Annotated in this window: 20 protein-coding genes; 8 read left to right on the top strand and 12 right to left on the bottom strand. The window is 64.2% G+C overall.

The window, feature by feature from the left end; translation table 11 throughout:
- Nucleotides 1-61: 61 nt before the first annotated feature.
- Nucleotides 62-430 carry a glyoxalase superfamily protein gene (locus GWQ44_RS20490; RefSeq protein ID WP_179598288.1) on the top strand — a complete coding sequence of 123 codons (369 nt, stop codon included), beginning with the start codon at nt 62-64 and terminating at the stop codon, nt 428-430.
- A gap of 6 nt (nt 431-436) precedes the next feature.
- On the opposite strand, the gene GWQ44_RS20485 is transcribed toward GWQ44_RS20490, so the two are convergent.
- Nucleotides 437-1465: an AraC family transcriptional regulator gene (locus tag GWQ44_RS20485; protein WP_275928161.1), complete on the bottom strand. Its 1029-nt coding sequence runs from the start codon at nt 1463-1465 to the stop codon at nt 437-439.
- Between the two features lie 697 nt (nt 1466-2162).
- Nucleotides 2163-4082: a methyl-accepting chemotaxis protein gene (locus GWQ44_RS20480; RefSeq protein ID WP_275928160.1), complete on the bottom strand. Its 1920-nt coding sequence runs from the start codon at nt 4080-4082 to the stop codon at nt 2163-2165.
- 359 nt (nt 4083-4441) lie between these two features.
- On the opposite strand from GWQ44_RS20480, the gene GWQ44_RS20475 reads away from it, so the two are divergent.
- Entirely contained in the window at nt 4442-5119 is a 678-nt protein-coding gene (locus GWQ44_RS20475) for a histidine phosphatase family protein (protein WP_275928159.1), read from the top strand.
- Between the two features lie 46 nt (nt 5120-5165).
- Here GWQ44_RS20475 and GWQ44_RS20470 read toward each other — a convergent pair whose 3' ends face one another.
- From GWQ44_RS20470 to GWQ44_RS20460, 3 genes are all read right to left on the bottom strand, one after another.
- Nucleotides 5166-5744 (bottom strand): DUF2589 domain-containing protein, encoded by a 579-nt coding sequence (locus GWQ44_RS20470; RefSeq protein WP_016965008.1) that lies wholly within the window; start codon nt 5742-5744, stop codon nt 5166-5168.
- Between the two features lie 80 nt (nt 5745-5824).
- Entirely contained in the window at nt 5825-6484 is a 660-nt protein-coding gene (locus GWQ44_RS20465) for a DUF2589 domain-containing protein (protein ID WP_016965009.1), read from the bottom strand.
- Between the two features lie 82 nt (nt 6485-6566).
- A complete protein-coding gene (locus GWQ44_RS20460) occupies nt 6567-6950 on the bottom strand; it encodes a hypothetical protein (RefSeq protein ID WP_016965010.1) in 384 nt (127 codons plus the stop codon).
- A 168-nt stretch (nt 6951-7118) separates the two neighbouring features.
- Here GWQ44_RS20460 and GWQ44_RS20455 point away from each other — a divergent pair, with 168 nt between their 5' ends.
- Nucleotides 7119-7676 (top strand): pesticin C-terminus-like muramidase, encoded by a 558-nt coding sequence (locus tag GWQ44_RS20455; protein ID WP_275928158.1) that lies wholly within the window; start codon nt 7119-7121, stop codon nt 7674-7676.
- Nucleotides 7677-7718: 42 nt separating this feature from the next.
- Here GWQ44_RS20455 and GWQ44_RS20450 read toward each other — a convergent pair whose 3' ends face one another.
- Together GWQ44_RS20450 and GWQ44_RS20445 are read right to left on the bottom strand one after the other, a co-directional pair.
- Nucleotides 7719-8177 (bottom strand): hypothetical protein, encoded by a 459-nt coding sequence (locus GWQ44_RS20450; protein ID WP_179598278.1) that lies wholly within the window; start codon nt 8175-8177, stop codon nt 7719-7721.
- A gap of 87 nt (nt 8178-8264) precedes the next feature.
- A complete protein-coding gene (locus tag GWQ44_RS20445) occupies nt 8265-8813 on the bottom strand; it encodes a hypothetical protein (protein WP_235436941.1) in 549 nt (182 codons plus the stop codon).
- A 183-nt stretch (nt 8814-8996) separates the two neighbouring features.
- Here GWQ44_RS20445 and GWQ44_RS20440 point away from each other — a divergent pair, with 183 nt between their 5' ends.
- The gene (locus GWQ44_RS20440) at nt 8997-9332 is read left to right on the top strand and encodes a hypothetical protein (protein WP_016965014.1); all 336 of its coding nucleotides are present in this window, start codon (nt 8997-8999) and stop codon (nt 9330-9332) included.
- Nucleotides 9333-9387: 55 nt separating this feature from the next.
- Here GWQ44_RS20440 and GWQ44_RS20435 read toward each other — a convergent pair whose 3' ends face one another.
- Nucleotides 9388-10854 carry a phospholipid carrier-dependent glycosyltransferase gene (locus GWQ44_RS20435; protein WP_275928157.1) on the bottom strand — a complete coding sequence of 489 codons (1467 nt, stop codon included), beginning with the start codon at nt 10852-10854 and terminating at the stop codon, nt 9388-9390.
- 156 nt (nt 10855-11010) lie between these two features.
- Between GWQ44_RS20435 and GWQ44_RS20430 the strand changes: the two genes are divergently transcribed.
- Nucleotides 11011-12042: a metallophosphoesterase gene (locus tag GWQ44_RS20430; RefSeq protein WP_016965016.1), complete on the top strand. Its 1032-nt coding sequence runs from the start codon at nt 11011-11013 to the stop codon at nt 12040-12042.
- Between the two features lie 63 nt (nt 12043-12105).
- Here the strand turns inward: GWQ44_RS20430 and GWQ44_RS20425 are convergent, their stop codons facing one another.
- Complete coding sequence (locus tag GWQ44_RS20425) at nt 12106-12486, bottom strand: helix-turn-helix domain-containing protein (protein WP_047301627.1); 381 nt, start codon at nt 12484-12486, stop codon at nt 12106-12108.
- Nucleotides 12487-12592: 106 nt separating this feature from the next.
- Here GWQ44_RS20425 and GWQ44_RS20420 point away from each other — a divergent pair, with 106 nt between their 5' ends.
- The gene (locus GWQ44_RS20420; protein WP_047301629.1) at nt 12593-13627 is read left to right on the top strand and encodes a zinc-binding alcohol dehydrogenase family protein; all 1035 of its coding nucleotides are present in this window, start codon (nt 12593-12595) and stop codon (nt 13625-13627) included.
- A 143-nt stretch (nt 13628-13770) separates the two neighbouring features.
- Here the strand turns inward: GWQ44_RS20420 and GWQ44_RS20415 are convergent, their stop codons facing one another.
- Complete coding sequence (locus GWQ44_RS20415) at nt 13771-14259, bottom strand: hypothetical protein (protein ID WP_047301632.1); 489 nt, start codon at nt 14257-14259, stop codon at nt 13771-13773.
- Between the two features lie 88 nt (nt 14260-14347).
- Entirely contained in the window at nt 14348-14818 is a 471-nt protein-coding gene (locus GWQ44_RS20410) for a hypothetical protein (protein ID WP_235436943.1), read from the bottom strand.
- Between the two features lie 366 nt (nt 14819-15184).
- Between GWQ44_RS20410 and GWQ44_RS20405 the strand changes: the two genes are divergently transcribed.
- Nucleotides 15185-15502 (top strand): hypothetical protein, encoded by a 318-nt coding sequence (locus GWQ44_RS20405; RefSeq protein WP_016965022.1) that lies wholly within the window; start codon nt 15185-15187, stop codon nt 15500-15502.
- Between the two features lie 26 nt (nt 15503-15528).
- Here the strand turns inward: GWQ44_RS20405 and GWQ44_RS20400 are convergent, their stop codons facing one another.
- Nucleotides 15529-16311: a helix-turn-helix transcriptional regulator gene (locus GWQ44_RS20400; protein WP_275928156.1), complete on the bottom strand. Its 783-nt coding sequence runs from the start codon at nt 16309-16311 to the stop codon at nt 15529-15531.
- Nucleotides 16312-16426: 115 nt separating this feature from the next.
- Here GWQ44_RS20400 and GWQ44_RS20395 point away from each other — a divergent pair, with 115 nt between their 5' ends.
- On the top strand, nt 16427-17311 hold the full coding sequence (locus tag GWQ44_RS20395; RefSeq protein WP_275928155.1) for an EamA family transporter: 885 nt from the start codon (nt 16427-16429) through the stop codon (nt 17309-17311).
- Nucleotides 17312-17496: the final 185 nt, after the last annotated feature.

The following is a 17496-nucleotide window of genomic DNA, read 5'->3' as shown; positions in this document are numbered from 1 at the left end:
CGCCGAAGTGCTGGGAATCACCGTCGGTTCAGGCGGCTTATTTCGGTCAGGGAGTCGTGCAATGAGTTTTGGCAAAACCACCCCCATCCTGCGGATCTTCGATGAAGCCAAGGCCCGGGAGTTTTACCTCGACTTCCTGGGGTTCAACCTGGATTGGCAGCATCGTTTCGAGAATGACTTTCCGTTGTACATGCAGGTGTCCCGGGGCGAATGCGTGCTGCACCTGTCCGAGCATCACGGCGATTGCACCCCGGGCGCGGCGCTGCGCATCGAAACCGACGAGCTGGAAGCCTTCCAGCAGCAATTGCTTGCCAAGGACTATCGGTTTTCCCATCCGCAGATCCAGGCCATGCCCTGGGGCAGCCAGGACATGACCATCAGCGATCCGTTCGGCAATCGGCTGGTGTTCACCAACGCCATCAGCGTCTGAGCGGGCTCAGGCCTTGTCGGCGCCCAGCGTGGCCTGACGGAATTGCCCCGGGGTCAGCCCGGTGCGGTTCTTGAAGCTGCGGTGAAAGGAACGGGATTCGCTGTAGCCCAGGCAATCGGCGATGTCCTGGATCGACAGGGCGCTGTGGCGCAGGTGGTGCTCGGCCAACTCCTGGCGCAGGTCATCAAGAATCTGCTGGTAGGAGGTGCCGGCCTGTTGCAGCTGGCGCTGCAGGGTGCGTTCGGACATCTGCAACTGCTCCGCCACCTGCTCCTTGCGCGGCAGGCCGTCCTTGAGCAACTGGCGCAATACGTTCTGCACCTGCAACGCCAGGGGCGCATCGCCCAGTGATGCCATCATCGCCTGGGCATGTTCTTCCAGGGTCTTGAGCAGGCGCGCGTCGGCCTGGCGCAGGGGCAACTGCAGGTACTCCAGTGGCGCCACCAGCGCCGAGCAGGGTTGCTGGAACAGCACCGGGCAGCCGAACAATGCCTCGTACTGCGCTGCCTCGGCGGGTTCCGGCAGGGCGTGCTCGAACCACACTGCGCTGGGCGACAACTGCGAATCGGCGATCCAGCGCGCATACAACAGCCAGGAGGCCAGGACGTTTTCCACCAGATGCCGGCGAATGTCCGGGCGCTGATGGCGACAGCTCCAGATCAGCCGCACCTGATCGCCGGCCACCTCGGCCCGGCTGGTGCCCATGTCCCCCACCAGTTTTTCGAACGGCATGATGCGGCCCATGGCCTCGCCCAGGGTCGCGCAATTCATGGTGATGTAGCCCAGCACATTCCACGAGCTGGGTTTGACGAAGCGCGCCGAATTGAGCCCGAACAGCGGATCGCCCGAGTGCTGGCAGAAATAGTCCAGCAGCCGTTCATGCACCTCCATCGGCAGGCGCAGGCTGGTGTCGTTCAACTGCGCGGTGTTAAGCCCGGCCGCCGCCAGCGCCGGCTCGGTGGCAATACCCAATTGCTCCGCATAGAGCAGGTATTTCAGCAGGGGCGGGACCGAAGTAAAACCGAGGCTGGGCATCGAGGTATTCCTGGTGACAGATCCTTCGGACAGCAGGACGAAGACCGGGAAAGGTAAGGGCAAACCCCAAGTCCTGTAAATGGCCTGCGCCCGCGCTTCTTGCGCGCTTCTTGTAGCCGCTGCCGCAGGCTGCGACCGGCCCCGAAGGGGACGCTGCTCTTGAGGGCCTCGGAAGGCCCTGCGGGCCTTGTCGCAGCCTGCGGCAGCGGCTACAGGGGATGCGATAAAGTTTGCCTCTGATGGCGGATTTTCGCTTTGATTTGTAGGGCATTTCCGCGAGAGTCCCCTCGTTACATTTCGACTGTTTGCATGGCTTGTGCCTATGAAATGTCCAGGGCTAGTCTTCGGCCGTCGCTGACTTTCGACAGGCCCTAATCTGTCGACGTGTTATGGCGGTTCTGCGCAGGGCACCTTGTGTGCGCTGGGTTTCCTGGAGTCCCGGTCTACCAACCTGCGTATAGCCGCCACCTTGATCGTTTGGTAGCGACGCGTGGCGGTTCAACTTCGATTCATTCGGTGGAGATGGCGCGGGCGGTGGTGGATGCGCTGCTCGACGGTGCCGAACAACCCTCTGTAGCCGCTGCCGCAGGCTGCGATCGGCCCCGAAGGGGACGCCGCTCTTGAGGGCCTAGGAAGGCCCTTCGGTCTTTGTCGCAGCCTGCGGCAGCGGCGACGGGACCGAAGGGCGCGCTGCAAATCAGACGCGGAAGTGGCTGACCATCATCTGCAACTGACCGCCCAGGCGCGCCAGTTCAACACTGGAGGCAGCGGTTTCGTCGCTGGCGGCGGCGGTCTGTTCGGAGACGTCGCGCACGTTGATGATGCTGCGGCTGATCTCTTCGGCCACGGCGCTCTGTTGTTCGGCCGCGGCGGCGATCTGCTGGTTCATCGATTGGATGTTGGACACGGTGCGGGTGATGCTTTCCAGCGAGGCACCGGCCTTGCGGGTCAGTTCGACGCTGCTGTCGGTCAGGCTGCGGCTGTTGTTCATCACCGTGGCCACTTGCTGGGTGCCGTTCTGCAGGCCGGCCACCAGTTCTTCGATCTCTTCGGTGGACTTCTGGGTGCGCTGGGCCAGGGCCCGCACTTCGTCGGCGACCACGGCAAAGCCACGGCCGGCTTCACCGGCGCGGGCGGCTTCGATGGCGGCGTTCAGTGCCAGCAGGTTGGTCTGTTCGGCCACGGCCTTGATCACGTCCATGACGCTGCCGATCTTGTCGCTTTCCTGTTGCAGCACGGTCATGGCGTCGGTGGAACGCACCACTTCGCTGGCCAGGCGCTCGATCTGCTCGATGGCCTGGGCCACCACCTTGTCGCCCTGGCGGGCTTCGCCGTCGGCGGCGGCCGCGGCCTGGGAGGCTTGTTCAGCGTTGCGCGCGACTTCCTGCACGGTGGCGGTCATCTCGTGCATGGCGGTGGCCACCTGGTCGGTCTCGACTTTCTGGCTGTTGACCCCGGCGCTGGTTTCTTCGGTCACGGCGGACAGTTCTTCGGCGGCGCTGGCGATCTGGGTCACGCCGTCGCGGATGCCGCCGATCAGCTCGCGCAGGGTCACGCCCATGCGCGCGATGCCCTGTTGCAGCACGCCCAGTTCATCGCGACGGGTGACCCGCAGGTTTTCGGTGAGATCGCCGGAAGCGATGCGCTCGACCACGGCCAGGGTTTCCTGCAACGGGCGGGTGATCTGCCGGGTGATGATCACGGCGGCCAGTACACCCACCAGCAGCGCCAGCAGGGTGCTGATCAATTGCAGGCTGCGGGCCTGGGCGCTTTCGATGTCGCGGCGGTCCAGCTGGATCTGGTACAGGGCGTCGCTGCGGCTGACGATGTCGGCGCCCTGGTCGGTCATTTCCTTGCGCGCCTGCACGGCGTCGGTGAAGGCGACCTTGAAGGCCTGCAGCGAACTGCGGTAGCCGCTCAGGGCGCTTTCCAGCTGTTGCAGGGCCTCGCGCTGGGTGCTGCCGAAGTGCGCATTGAGCTGGTCCAGCTCGGCAATCGCCGCATTGAGCTGGGTCACGGCTTTCTGTTCGGTGTCCGGGTTGCTGGTGTTGGTGTAGCCGCGCACTTCGTAGCGCGCCAGCTGGAAGGCTTCCTTGGCCTGGGTGATGGCCTGGAATTGGGTAAAGCGCTCATCGCTCAGGGGCATCTGCTTGACCCGGGCGTTGATGGCGTTGATCAGGTCGTTGGCGTGCTCGGCGTTCTGGTTCATGGCCTGGCGCGCGGCGTCGCCGGTGCGGTAGGCGTTGCGCATCTTGTTCAGCGAATCCTGGTAGGCGCTGATGGTCGCGCCCAGGCCCTGCAGGAGCTTGATGTTGTCCGGGCTCTGGAACGAGGCCAGGAGCTTTTTCTGCTGCGCGCTGAAATCGTCGAGGGTGTTCTGTACGCCCTGGGCCGCGGTTTCGTCGCCGTTGGCCAGCATGTACTGCAGGCGGGTGACCCGCAGTTTGGTCAGGCCGCTGTTGAGCTGGGTGATGTCGCTCATCCAGTTACTGCGGTCGATCAGGCTGCCCAGGCTGGTCCAGCCGGTCAGTGCCAGGACGGTGGTGAGGGCCAGGACCAGGCCGAAACCCAGGCCCAGCTTAAGGTTGACGCTGATGTTGGCAAACCAACTACTCATTGAATTCCTCCAGGAACGTAGCTCTTCTTGATCTTGAGTTGGCTGGAAGATTGTTGTTGTTGGTGACCAGCAAGGTGTTTTGTAGGGGCTGTATCGGCGGCATGGCCCATAGCTGAAACGATTTCGTCGGTATTGTCCCAGGACAATGTTTGAGGCGATGGACGGTTATTTTGCGGGATCACCGTCGGTCCGTTGAGCTTTTTTTCACATTCATTTCACCCGCGCCCCACGCTTGCCGCCCTAGAGTCCGATGAGTCGATGCCACAGGCATTGGCCGGCACTCGATTGTCATCAGCAGGCGCTAGCCTGATGGCGAGTTGCTCAACACATCGGATCATTCTCAGAGGGGCGGTTGCTCAGTGGCCACAAGACTTGCTTTGCCGCCGGTCAAACGCTCATTCGCGATGAGCGGCCTGACGCGTTACAAGAACCGCCTGGCCTTGCTGCTGGCGGCTCTGTCGCTGCTTGCGCTGTGCCTGTTTTGCTGGCGTCCGGCGGCGGTGCCCGATCTGGCTCATGGCAACGTGGCCGGGATCAAGGCCCTGACCAGCAGCTGGGCCAAGGGCGACACGATTGTCCTGGTGCGGCATGTCGAGCGCTGCGACCGTTCCAGCGCCCCCTGCCTGGGGCCCGCCGATGGCATTACCGATCGTGCGCGGGAAGTGGCGGTGGCCATCGGCGCGCGATTCGAGCAGTTGGGCCTTGCACGCACCGAGATCTACAACAGCCCCATGACCCGCACCGCGCAGACCGCCGGCTACATGTTCAGCAAGGTCAGCAGTGGCGATGGCTGGCTGTATAACTGCAAGGGCAGCATGCTGCGCGACGCCCTGGCGCATAAGGTCGCCGGGCGCAACCTGGTGCTGGTGACCCACAGCGAATGCATGGATGAACTGGAGCAGGAGCTGAAGCTGGCGACCCCGACCCTGGGCTACGGCGCCTCGCTGTTCATCACCACCGATACCCTCAACGGCGCGCCGAAGATGCTTGGGCTGATCGAGGCCAGCGACTGGCGTTCGGTGAACCTCAAGCCTTGAGGCGCCTTGGGGCTGACCGCTGCGGCCAGCCGGGCGGGCCCGGGGCTCAGGGGGCCAGCAAGTCCGGGTCGGCAGGCGCAGCGCCAGCCGCTGCGGCCGGGGCCGGGCCTTCATTGATGCGTTGCGGGCTGATCAGGTTGGTGAATTCTTCGATCAGGCGCTGGATCGCTTCCGGCGGTTGGCAGTCGCGAAACTCCATGCTGATCTGAACTTCGTCCGGGTCGCGTTCCTGGCCATCACGCTTGCCGCTGCCGAAGGTGACGAAAAACTTCTCGCTTTGCAGCTCGCCATTCTCCAGGTCGTGGCTGGCCTTCTGCAGCTCGGTGGCCTGCATGCGCACCGACAGGTCGACGGTCATCTTGTGCAGGGCCAGGCCCTTGGGCGAAACAAGGGCAATCAGCGGCACGTTGATGATGTGGTCATCGTTGAGCGCCACCTCGACCATCTTGGCCTTCATCGGCGTGCCCAGGTCGTTGACGTTGTAATCGAAGAACTGGTCGAACAACTTGATGTACTGCTGGGCGATCAGGTTGTGAGTGGCGGCGGCGGCCTGGTGCATGCCTCGGGTGATGTGGCTCAGGTCGCTGGCCGACATGGGCTCCTTGCTGCGGGAAAAAAACGCCATGGATCACGCTCCTTGTTCGGTGGCTGAGGTGCCCCGCCGTGAAGGCGGGGCGGGTTGCTGGGGCGACGGTGCCGCGTGGATCAACCGCCGGTGCCGGTTTTCTTCTCGGCCGGGGCGTCCGGCATTGCCAGCGTATTAGCGGTTGGCAGCTTGTCCGGGTCGGTCGGTTGCGTGCTCGGCAGCCGCACCGGTTTGGTGGCCGCGTCGGTGAGGAAGTCGATGACGCGCATCAGGGCTTCCGGTGGGTCCTGGCGGACGATCTTGGTGCTGATGGCGTAGCGCGCGCGGGTGTCGGTCTTGCGGGTCTGGGTGGATTTGTGGCTCGCCGCGCCCTTGACCGAAACGCTGAACGGGCCCCAGCCCAGCTTCGCCTCGAAACTGCCGGAGGCTTCGGTGCTGCTGGTGTCCTCGGCCATCTGGCTGATGGTCAGCTCGAACTCGATGGAGCCTTCCTCGATGGTGATGTTGGGGTGACTGATGGCCGCCAGCAGCGGAATGCGCATCGACTTCTTCACCGTGCCCTTGTAGACGCCCTGTTCATCCACCAGGGTTTCGTCGTAGTCGAACTGCACCGATACCGCCTGGCCGTCCTTGATGCACACGCCCATGAGGAAGTCCGCATAGGCTTTGCTCGCGGCGACTTGCGCCTGAATCATCGCCATCAGCGGACCGGTGATCATCTTGTCCAGGGGCAGCGCGGCAATCACGCCGCCGATCAAGCCCTTATCAATATCTGCCATGGTCTAGCTCCTTGTTCTTCGTTGCGCGAAATGCGCCCCTGCACCTTAAGAAAGCCGCGGCGGCCGATTCAGCGGGAATCGATTACCGGTGAGTGTTGGCCTCCAGGCGACGGATGTTGCCGATCTGCCGCAGGCTCAGGCCGTACTTGTCCGCCAGCACGCTGCGAGAGATACCGCCGAGACTTTCCAGCTGGATGTGCTGGTTGCGGATCTGCCGGCAGAAGTGATCGGCCTTGGGAATTTCCAGGGCCAGTCCGGCGAAGCGTTCGATCAGCGCGTTGAGGGCGTCGGGAGGCAGGATCAGGGCCAGCGAGGTGCGTTCGGCGTGCTTGGGAATGTACTTGGGGCGGCCGCCGTACTCTCGGGTCAGGCGGTAGGCGTTCTCCAGGCCGATGCAGTCGATGAGGGCCTGGAGCGAGTGAGGGAGTTGACGAACATCGATGAGACTGAGGTCTTTCACGTCCATTTGGTACCTCCTTGGAATTATGGATAACGCTGGTTCGATCCTAAGGAGGTGCCTCGTCCGTTGTTCAGTGGGAAATTTCCCCCTTATTAAGGGGAACTATTACATCCTGATGCTGTATCGGTCGCCGGTGGTGCACTGGATTTTCTTCAACTGTTGGAGGAAATATCCATGTCACGTTATGCGATTGATTTCAGCTTTATCGCCGCCCTCGAAGGCGGTGCCATGACTCGCGGTTATGTGCCCGATGCGGCCAATAGCAAGAGCGGGGTCACGGTGGGCACCGGGTTCGACTTGGGGCAGCGCGGGGTCCAGGATCTGCAGGCGCTGAACCTGCCGGCGGATCTGGTGCGGCGGCTGACGCCCTACCTGGGGCTGACGGGGCTCAAGGCCAAGCAGTTTCTCACTGACCAGCCCCTGAGCATCAGCAGCGCCGAGGCCGAGCTGATCGATGAGGCGTACAAGGCGCCCTTCGTCGATCGACTGGCCGCGGCCTACACCCAGGCCAGCGGGGTGGATTTCGCCCAGTTGCCGGCGCCGATGCAGACGGTGATCGCCTCGGTGGCCTTTCAGTACGGCAACCTGGCCACTCGCACGCCGAACTTCTGGGCCCAGGTGGTGGCCCGCGACTGGAAGAGTGCCCTGGCCAACCTGCGCAATTTTGGCGACAGCTACGGCACTCGTCGGCGCAAGGAGGCCGATCTGCTGGGCTCGCAGCTAACCTCGTAAGTGCTCGCCGCCCAGGCTCAAGGCCTGGGCGGCTTGCCGCTGTCAGAGGCAGGGGTAGGTTTGCAGCAGGCTGGCGTTGCCCATGTGGCTGGTGTCGTCCGGTGGCGTGCCGCTGGGCAGCGAGCGCCAGTCCACCAACAGGCACATGGCCTTGAGGGCAATGCCCTTGGCCTGGCCAATGGGGTTGGCAAACTCGTAGCGGTACAGCGCCTGGGTGGTGTTTTGCGCGGACACGCTGCTGGCATTGAGCAAGGTGGTGCGGACCATATCCGGCAGTTTGTCCTGGCTGACGGTAAAGCGCGGTTGCTCGCCCTGGTGGGTGAACGCGCCCTGGTCCCGAGAGCGTTTCCACAGTTGCTGCCACTGGCTGTTGCCGGCGACGCTGTTCAGGGTGGCGGCGTAGGCCTTGAGGGTGGCGGGTGGCAGGTGGGTGGTTTCCAGGGCGTGGGCAGCGCCGGCCAGCAGGGTCAGTCCGAGGATCAGTGAACGCAGAATCAACATGGGAATATCTCCTTTTCCAGGCCGCAACGGCCCGGCACGAACAGCGGGAAGTCCCCCGGCGACAGGGTGCCGCCGGGGAAGCAGGGCTTAGCGAGCATCAAGGTAGTCCCAGCGCAGGCCTTCCTTGTTGTTTTTTGCCGTCAGCTCCTTGGCCACGGTGTTTTCGATGGCGTTGACGTTGATGTTTTCCACTTCGAGGATGTTCCTGTTCGCCAGTTGCTTGCGGAACTCGGCCTTGTTGGTGAGGAACTGGCAGGCGTGCCCCAGCTCATGCATCAGCACCAGGGCCGGGGACAGCCGCTCGACCCGGTCGCTGCTGAACAGCGCGAGGAATTTCTGGAAGTTGCTCAGGTCCGGCTGTTTGTATTTTTTCTCGATGGCGTACACCTGGGACTTGAGGTTCCACACCACGCGTCCGGCGGACGTGGTGGAGTTGGCGGCCGGAGGAATCCAGCGGTCGGTCTTGTCCGGGGCCGAGGAGTTGGTGACTTCCACGATCAGCTCTTCCTTGACCGCGATCAGTTCGTCGAGCAGGAAGTTGGCCAGGTCGGATTGGCGCAGGTAGCGGCAGGCATCGTCGAAACGCTTCTGGGCGACGGCCTGGTCCAGGGTTGTGCTGGTAACGGTGATGGTCATGACTGACTCCTTTGAGGAAATGCCCGTCAATGGGCAGGAGTCATGGTTTCAAGGGCGGTGAGCGGGTATCAGCGGGAAAGGGTTCAAGGGGAAGCGATTTCGGGATGGGCATTTTTACCCCTCGCGAGTAAAGTGCCGCGCCCGGGAAATGAATCCCGGATGTTTTTTTCATGGAGTTAAGCCTTGAAACACATCAGCAAAGTCGTTGCCTCTGCCTGTCTCGGTCTGGTTCTTGCGGGCTGCACCGGCACCCCGATGAAAACCCAGCAGTTGGACAGCAGCCAGTACACCGTCATCGGTCACAGTGAAGCGACCGCCACCGGCATCATGTTGTTCGGAGTGATCCCGATCCAGCAGAACAGCCGTTTCGTCCGCGCGCAGACCGCGGCGATCAAGGCCAAGGGCGGCGATGCGCTGATCAATACCCAAATCCAGGAAAACTGGTTCTGGGCCTGGGTCCTGAGCGGCTACACCACCAAGGTCTCCGGCGATGTGGTCAAGCTGAAGAACCCACAGTAAGCCTCGCCCGGATAGACAAACGGCACCTGATTCAGGTGCCGTTTTCATTGGTGGGTCACTGGCCCGGCGCCAGGTTGACGAAGTGGTAGGCCTGGCGGCTGACCATGATGGTCTTGAGGATCTGCAACGGCGGCTTGGGCGTCTGGTCGCCGCCGATGACGGCGACATGCTGCGGCGATTCGGCGAGAAAGGCCTGCAACTGCGCTTCGGTCTGCAGGTCCTTGAGCAGGCTTTGGGTGTAGAACACGCTGGCCCCGGCGATGCGCTCGTTGGCCTGATACAGCGCCAGCTGATGCCCGCTGGCCTGCAGCGCGATGATCTGGTCGGTCACCGGGACGAAGGACAGTTCACGGTCGGCCCGGGGCGCGGCCCATTGGGCGTTGGCCAGGTAGGCGCAGACCATCAGGCTCATGATGGCGATGGTCAGGGCCCGACGCCGGCGCCCCACCACACTCCAGAACCCCGCTCCCTGGGCCCGCTGCGCGAGGCGCTGGTACAGCACCGCGCCGTACTCGGCCGCCAGCACCGCCGCCGCCGGTGTCAGGGACATCAGGTACACCGTGCGCTTGCTGGAGGCCAGGCACAGCAGGGTGAACTGCGCCAGCAACCAGAGGCTGAAGAACAGCAGGTAGCGGTTCTGCACCAGGGTCTTGCGAAAGTGCCACAGGCCCAGGTAGACCAGGATGTTCCACGGCAGGAAGGCCTGGGGCAGCTTGGCCAGGTAGTAATAGAAGGGCTCGTAGTGCCCGGCCTCGACAAAGGAGCCGTCGAAGCGCCCGACGCTGTTGGTCCACAGCACTTCGCCCAGGGCTTGCAGGCCGCCGCGCTGGTAGAGCATGTACAGCCAGATCATCAGCGGCACCAGGCCCAGCAGGGTCAGCAATCCGGGGCGCAGCCACTGGCTGAAGCTGAAGCGTTTTTCGATCAGGCTGTCGGCCAGCAGGTAGGCGAAGATCACCACCCCCGGCATGGCCAGGCCCAGCACCCCCTTGCTCAGGGTGGCGATGGCGATGCCGACGGCGAAGGCCAGCCAGGCCAGCCGCGCCGGTTGCTGTTCGGCCTGACGGCGCTGGGCCTGAAAGAACGCCAGCAGGGCCAGGGTCACTCCAAGGCTGAGCAGGGCATCCTCACCCACGCCGCGCACGTTGCTCCAGTAACTGGCCATGGTCGCCAGCATCAAGCCGGCGACTGCCGCCAGGGTGGCCGGCCGGCCAAAACGGCGCAGCATGGCGTACAGCAGCATCACGCTGAACAGCCCGGCAAAGGCCGAGGCCAGGCGCACCGCCAGGGGCGTGCCGCCGAAGGCGCGGATGGCACTGGCGTCGAGCCACAGGCTCAGCGGCGGTTTTTCCAGGAACGGCGTGCCGAACAGGCGCGGCGTGACCCAGTCGTCATCCAGGTGCATTTCCATGGCGATCCCGGCCACCCGGGCTTCGGTGGAGCCTTGCAACTGGTGATTGCCCAGGGCGAAGAAGAACAGCAGGCAGGCCAGCAGGAACAACAGCGGAGCAGGTCGTGACATGAGTTTTTGGCTACCAGGTCGAGGGGCGCAGGCAACGGGCTGCGGGCAAGCGCGAAAGTATACGGCGAGGACTCTTAACAAATTGTGAACAAGAGCTATGGTCTAGTGCGCGTCCACCCGTGCTTCTTCCTTTTGCCCCCCCGGAGTTGAGCCTCCTTGAAAGCACCCTGTGAGAAAGAGTCCGCGGTTGAATCGACACGCCGGCGCCCCTGGCTGTGGGTTGCGCTGTGTCTGCTGGCAGGACTCGGCCTGGCCCTGGGGTACTGGCTGATCGCGCCGCCCCAGGCCTTCGTGCCTGTTGTCGCGGCGCCCCCGGAACAGATCGCGTTGATTGCCCTGGGCGACCAGGGCAGCGGAGCCTTGCAGCAATGGCGGGTGGCTCGGGCCATGGAGCGGGTGGCGGCCCGCGACCGGCGCCTGGATCTGGTGGTTCTGTTGGGGGACAACTTCTACGGGCCGCCCCTGAGCGGCACCGGCGATATGAGCTGGCAGCTCAAGTTCGAGCGCGTCTATTGGGGGCGCTGGCTCAATCACGTGCCGTTCTACGCGGTGCTGGGCAACCACGATTACCCGGAATCGCAGCAGGTCGAGCTCGACTACAGCCAGGAGCACAAGGGTTCGGGGCGCTGGCAGATGCCGGCGCGCTATTACCAGAAGGATTTCGGCCAGGTGCAGGGGCGTCCGTTGCTGCGGGTGGTGTTCCTCGACACCGCGGCCCCGCGGGAAACCCTGGCGCAGCAGGTGGCCTTTCTCCAGCAGGCGTTTGCCCAGCCCGGCCCGCGGCCGGTCTGGCGAATGGTGGCGGCTCACCATCCACTGCGCAGCGCCGGTCGCCACGGCAATGATGAGCAATTGCTGCAGGATCTGTTGCCGGCCTTGCAGCGCAGTCAGGTCGATCTCTATCTGGCCGGGCATGAGCACAATCAGCAGTTGCTGCTGGAGCCCGGAGAGCCCGCCTGGGTGATCTCCGGAGCCGGTGGGCAGAAGCTCTACGAGATGCCCGACGTGATCAACGACCGCCAGTTCAGTTCGGCACGGGCCGGTTTCGCCAAGCTGGATTTCAGTGCCGAGCAACTGCAATTGGTGTTCTACGACGAGCGCGGCACCCCCGAGCAGCGCTATCGCTGGCAGCGCCAGTGCCGGTGGCTGGCCAAGGGTTGCCTGCTGCCCCAGGCCGAAGTCAGGTAGGGGCGCAGGCGCTCTTCCTCGGGTGTAGATCCGGCAAGCGCCGCGGGGGCGAGGGCTGCAAACTCACAGCACCGGGGCTGTCGCTTGCGATGGCTCGACAGTGCCTGGCCGCTGTTGGCGGCTGATCCGCCCGTGGCCCCAGGCGGACAGTGCCTCGATCACCGGTTGCAGCGATTGGCCTTCGGCGCTCAGGCGGTATTCCACGCGCGGCGGCACCTCGGCGTACACCGTGCGCAAGACCAGCCCGGCGCCTTCCAGGTCACGCAACTGCTTGGTCAACAGGCGCTGGGAAATGCCCGGCAGGCGGCGTTGCAGCTCGTTGAAACGCAGGAAGTCATTGGCCATCAATTGATGCAGGATCACGCCTTTCCAGCGGCCGTCGATCAAGTCCAGGGTGACCTCCACCGGGCAGCCGGGAATGTCCTGGTAGTGTTTGTTTTTCATCGCCTGACGGTCCTTTTGCGTAGCAGGTACGCAAAAGTACCGTACTTGTGCGCGCCGGGCATGAAGGATTTAAGTGTGCGCTTTCAATCCCTCAGGAAGCGCTGCAATGAAGGCCATCGCCTATCTCAAAGGCTCGTCACTGTCCGATCCCCAAGCCCTGTATGAGGTGGATCGGGCCGAGCCGCCACTGCAACCCCGCGACCTGCTGGTGGCGGTCGAGGCGGTGTCGGTCAACCCTCTGGACACCAAGGTCCGCGCCGGCCGGGTGGCGGTGCCGGACGTTGTGCACACCCTGGGCTGGGACGCCGCCGGGGTGGTCCGCGCGGTGGGCAGCGCGGTGACGTTGTTCGCCCCCGGGGATGCGGTGTTCTATGCCGGCACCTTCACCCGCGATGGCGCCAATGCCGAGCTGCACCGGGTGGATGAGCGCCTTGTGGGGCACAAGCCCAAAAGCCTGTCCTTTGCCCAGGCGGCCGCCATGCCGTTGACCGCGCTGACTGCCTGGCAATTGCTCTTCGAACGCTTGGGCCGGGTGCCCGGCGACCTGTCACGGCAGGGTACGCTGCTGATTATCGGCGGCGCCGGTGGGGTGGGCTCGGTGCTGATCCAACTGGCCCGTCAGCTGACCGGGATGACCGTGATCGCCACCGCTTCGCGCCCTGACAGCCGCCAGTGGTGCCTGGACCTGGGGGCGCATCAGGTACTGGATCATTCCCGCTCGCTGGTCGAGCAATGTGCCGACCTGGGACTGCCGGAGGTGACCCACATCGCCGCGCTGACCCACACCGAACGGCACTTTGCCGAGCTGGCCCAGATCATTGCGCCCCATGGACACATCGCCCTGATTGACGACCACGACTTTCTCGATGCGGTGCCGCTCAAGAGCAAGAGTGTGTCCCTGCATTGGGAAATGGTCTTCACCCGGGCGTTGTTCCAGACCCCGGACATGATCGAGCAGCACCACATCCTCAACCGGCTGGCGCAGCTGCTGGACCAGGGCGTGATTCGCAGCACCCTGAATGAAGTCATCAGCCCCTTCAACGCCGTCAGCCTGCGCCGGGCCCATGCCCGCGTCGAGCAAGGTGGCGTGCTGGGCAAGGTGGTGGTAGCCCGCGACGCCGGGCCCAGCGCCTCCTTGTAGGCGCTGGGTGGGTCGGCGCTGATTGGCTGCTGGCTTGCCAGCGAGGGCCTCGTCACGTCTGGCGCAGGAGCGGAGGGACCCTTCGCCGGCGAGCCGGCGCCTACCGCAGGGCGTGGTATCGGCGTGGGCGGTTGCCTTGAGGATCAGCGCAGGTGACGGCCGCTGCGCCACCAGAAAACCAGCCCCAGAAAAGCCCCCGAGCAGCCGAACAATGGCGCCAGCGGCAGGTAGCGCGGCAAACCGTCAGGTGGCGGTTGATCCTCGTCGCGGTCGGTATAGAAGCTGGAGGGCGCCAGGCTCGCCACCACCGGGATGGTCGGCATCGCGGCCACGGCGCCACTGAACAGGTAGATCAGCACGTTGCGCCAGGCAAAGCGCTGGGCCAGCCAGAAGAACAGCGCGCAAGGCAGGGCCGCGAGAATGCCGGTCAGCACGCCACTGACCACCAGGGTCAGCAGGCCGACGAACAGCGTCTGGAGAATGATGTCTGCGTTCAACGAGCCGGCGCTGGCCAACATCGCCAGCATCAGCAGCAAGGCCAGCACCGTGGCCAGGGCCGTGACGCCGATGAAGTAAGCGGCGAACCAGTCTTCCGGCTGCACGCTGCGTTGGGGTGGAGTTGTTACGGACATGGAAAAGATCGCTCTAGGGGTGGCTGCTTTGGCCCTGCTCAAGGGGCGGGTTGCTGGGCGTCGGGCCGGTGCTGAGTAAAGGTCCGGTTCAGCGCAAGTGACGCCCGCTGCGCCACCAGAACAGCCCCCCCATGAACACCCCACAGCCGCCGAACATCGATGCCAGCTGTAAATAGTGCAGTGCAGCGCTGACGCCGTGCGGGAGGTTGAAGAGTTCGGGGAGCAGCTGGGTCATCACGGGAATGGCGAACTGCGCCGCCAGGGCTCCGCTCACCAGGTAGATCCACAACTGGCGCCAGGCAAAGCGCTGGGCCAGCCAGAAGAACAGGATGCACGGCAAGGCGGCGATCAGGGTAATCAGCACCAGGCTCACCATCAGCACCGCCACGCTGAACGACAGGGAGTCGAGCAGCGCTTGCCAAGGGTTCTGGCTGCTGGTCAGCAGCACCAGATTGACCACCAGCATCAGGGCCAGGGCCAGCCCCGCGACGCCGAAGAAGTAGGTGGCGATCCAGTGACCGCGGTTCAGGGGGCGAACGGATTGGGGCGCTTGGGACATGGTGGGCACGGGCTTCAGGCTGAGGATGACCGGACCCAGGCTATCGGTAGGCAGGCCTTTTGATTGTGGAGTTTGCGTGGTTTTTTCGCGGTGAATGCGCGTGGCGGATGACGCCGGGGGCGCAAATCCCTTATACAGGCAGCGGCCCGTCGACAGTTCACGGGCCTGGTTTGCATCCCCCACCCAGAAGGAGATGGACATGTTCAAGTTCCTGACTATGACTGAGTTGCCCCGTACCCCTGCGCATCGTGATTCCGGCTCCGTCAGCGGAGCGATCAATGCCTGGGAGCTGAAAAATCGGGCTCTCAATACCAAGGGGTTTGTTACATGTCCAAAGAATTACTCGGAGTTTCTGCTGTAGGGCTGATGGTGCTGGGCGAGTTTTGCGCCATCTACAGTGAAGTGGTGGTGGCGCGGCTGGCCCATTCCGGCAACACCTCCGGTGCCGAACTGGCGTTGCCGGTGCTGATCATGTGCCTGGGTGGTATCTGCCTGCTGGCGGCCTACTGGCTGGGTTACGTGGCGGTGGGCGATATCTGGATCATCACCGTGGTCTCGGTGACGTCGCTGCTGCTTCTGGAGCCGCTGGTGATCTGGGCGCTGTTCCAGCAGGCGCCCGGGCGCGGTGCCTTGATTGGCTGCTGCCTCGGGGCGCTGGGGATGTTGTCTGCCGTGTTCCTGTAGCACGGCCTCGCTCCGGCTCGGGTCCTTCAGGCCCGGGCCCGGGCAAAGTAACGACTGGGCGCCTCGCCCAGGACCTTGCGAAACACACTGCTGAAGGCGCTCGGGCTGCTATAGCCCAGGTCGCTGGCGACCCGGGTCACGGCCTCGCCCTGGCCCAGGCGCACCACGGCCGCCAACAGGCAGGCCTGCTGGCGCCATTCGACGAAACTGATGCCGGTGTGCTGGCGAAACAGCCGGGTGAAGGTACGACGGCTCATGCCGGCGCGCTTGGCTATGGCATCGATCCCCAACTCCAGCGATGGCTGTTCCAGCAGCTCGCGACAGACCCTGGCCAGCCGCGGCTCGTCCGGCAGCGGGGCGTTGAGGGTCAGGGCCGGCATGCTGGCGATTTCATGCAGCAGCAGGTTCATCAACTGCCCCGGCACGCCGTCCCTGGCGTAGAGCGCGGGGAGGTGCATGGCCCGCAGCAGCAGTTGGCGCAGCAACTCGGACACTTCCCGCACCTCGCATTGCTGCGGCAAGCCCAGGCGCTTTGCCGCCCGGGGACGCACATAGGTGTTGAGCAGGGTCACCGGCCCGCGCATGAGCATGGCGTGGGTCACCCCGGCCGGCACCCAGATTGCCCGCTGTGGCGGCACCACCCAGTTGCCCTGCTCGGTAAAGACGCTGATCACTCCGGTGGCGGCGTAGGCGAACTGCCCGCGTCGATGCTGGTGTTCGGCGAAGTGCTGGCCGTCCGCATAGTCGATGGCCGTGACCAGCGCGTCTCGGGGGATGTTTTCGTAGGGATCGATAGCGATAGGGTGCATGGCCCGAATCTACTGATAGTTGACCTGATACTGCAAGCGGGCCATGCCGCGCCGGAGCGATAGTTCGGCCCCGGCCGGGGAATGATCCGCGGCCACCTTTCCTGGACCGCGCGACATGCAGAACAAACACCTGTTCCTGGCCCTGCTGGTGACGGCCTTGTGGGGCCTGAACTTTCCCCTCACCAAGCTTGGCTTGGCGAGTATCGATCCGTTGCTGCTCACCGCCCTGCGTTTCACCCTGGCGGCCTTGCCCTGGGTATTTTTAGTGCCGCGCCCAGCGGTAGGGTTTGGCTGGCTGGCGGCTTACGGGCTGATTTTCGGCGTGGCCATGTGGGCGCTGATCAACCTCGGGATCGAGCAGGGCGTCGCCCCAGGTACGGCTGCGCTGTTGATCCAGTTCAGCGCCTTTTTTTCCCTGGGCTGGGGCGTGCTGCTGTTCGGCGAGCGCCTGCGCTGGCAACAGGTGCTGGCCACGGCCATTGCTTTGTGGGGGCTGCTGCGGATCATCGGCGACAGCCCCGGGCACGCCACCAGCCTGGGTTACGCCTTGCTGTTGGTGAGTGCGTTCAGCTGGAGTGTGGGCAACGTCATCATCAAGCGCTGCGGGGTTCGCGAGGTGTTCGCCTTCGTGGTCTGGGCCAGCCTGTTTGCGCCGTTGCCGCTGCTGGCACTGGCCTGGATAAGCCATGGGAGTGCGCCGTTTCTGCAACTGGCCGGGCAGTTGTCCGCGACGGCGATCCTTTCGCTGATGTTCCAGGTCTATGTCGCGACCCACTTCTGCTACTGGGGCTGGAACTTGTTGCTGCGCGAGTACCCGGTCTCCCGGGTGGCGCCCTTGTCGCTGCTGATCCCGGTGTTCGGCATGGCCGGGTCGGTGTTGATCCTGGGGCAACCGGTGGGGATCGATGATGGAGTATCTATGGGCCTGATCCTGCTGGCGCTGGCAGTGGGGCAGTTCGACTGGCGCCGGTTTTCGGCCCTGCACCGCCGGTCCCTGTAGCCGCTGCCGCAGGCTGCGAACGCTCTGGGCGGCACTCCGTCGCAGGCGATGCGGGGGGCTTGAGGCCATTGGAGATTTGCCTGGAGACCGTCAGGCAAGGCCCTGCGGGCCTTTTCGCAGCCTCGCGGGCTCGGCAGCGGCTACAGTCGCTGGCGCAGGCGGGTTTCTTATCCTCGTTCAGTCAC

This window comes from Pseudomonas sp. 3MA1, assembly GCF_029237275.1.
Classification (GTDB): domain Bacteria; phylum Pseudomonadota; class Gammaproteobacteria; order Pseudomonadales; family Pseudomonadaceae; genus Aquipseudomonas; species Aquipseudomonas fluorescens_AP.
Note: the sequence above shows the minus strand (reverse complement) of the source record. Positions and strands in the feature narration are given on the sequence as shown.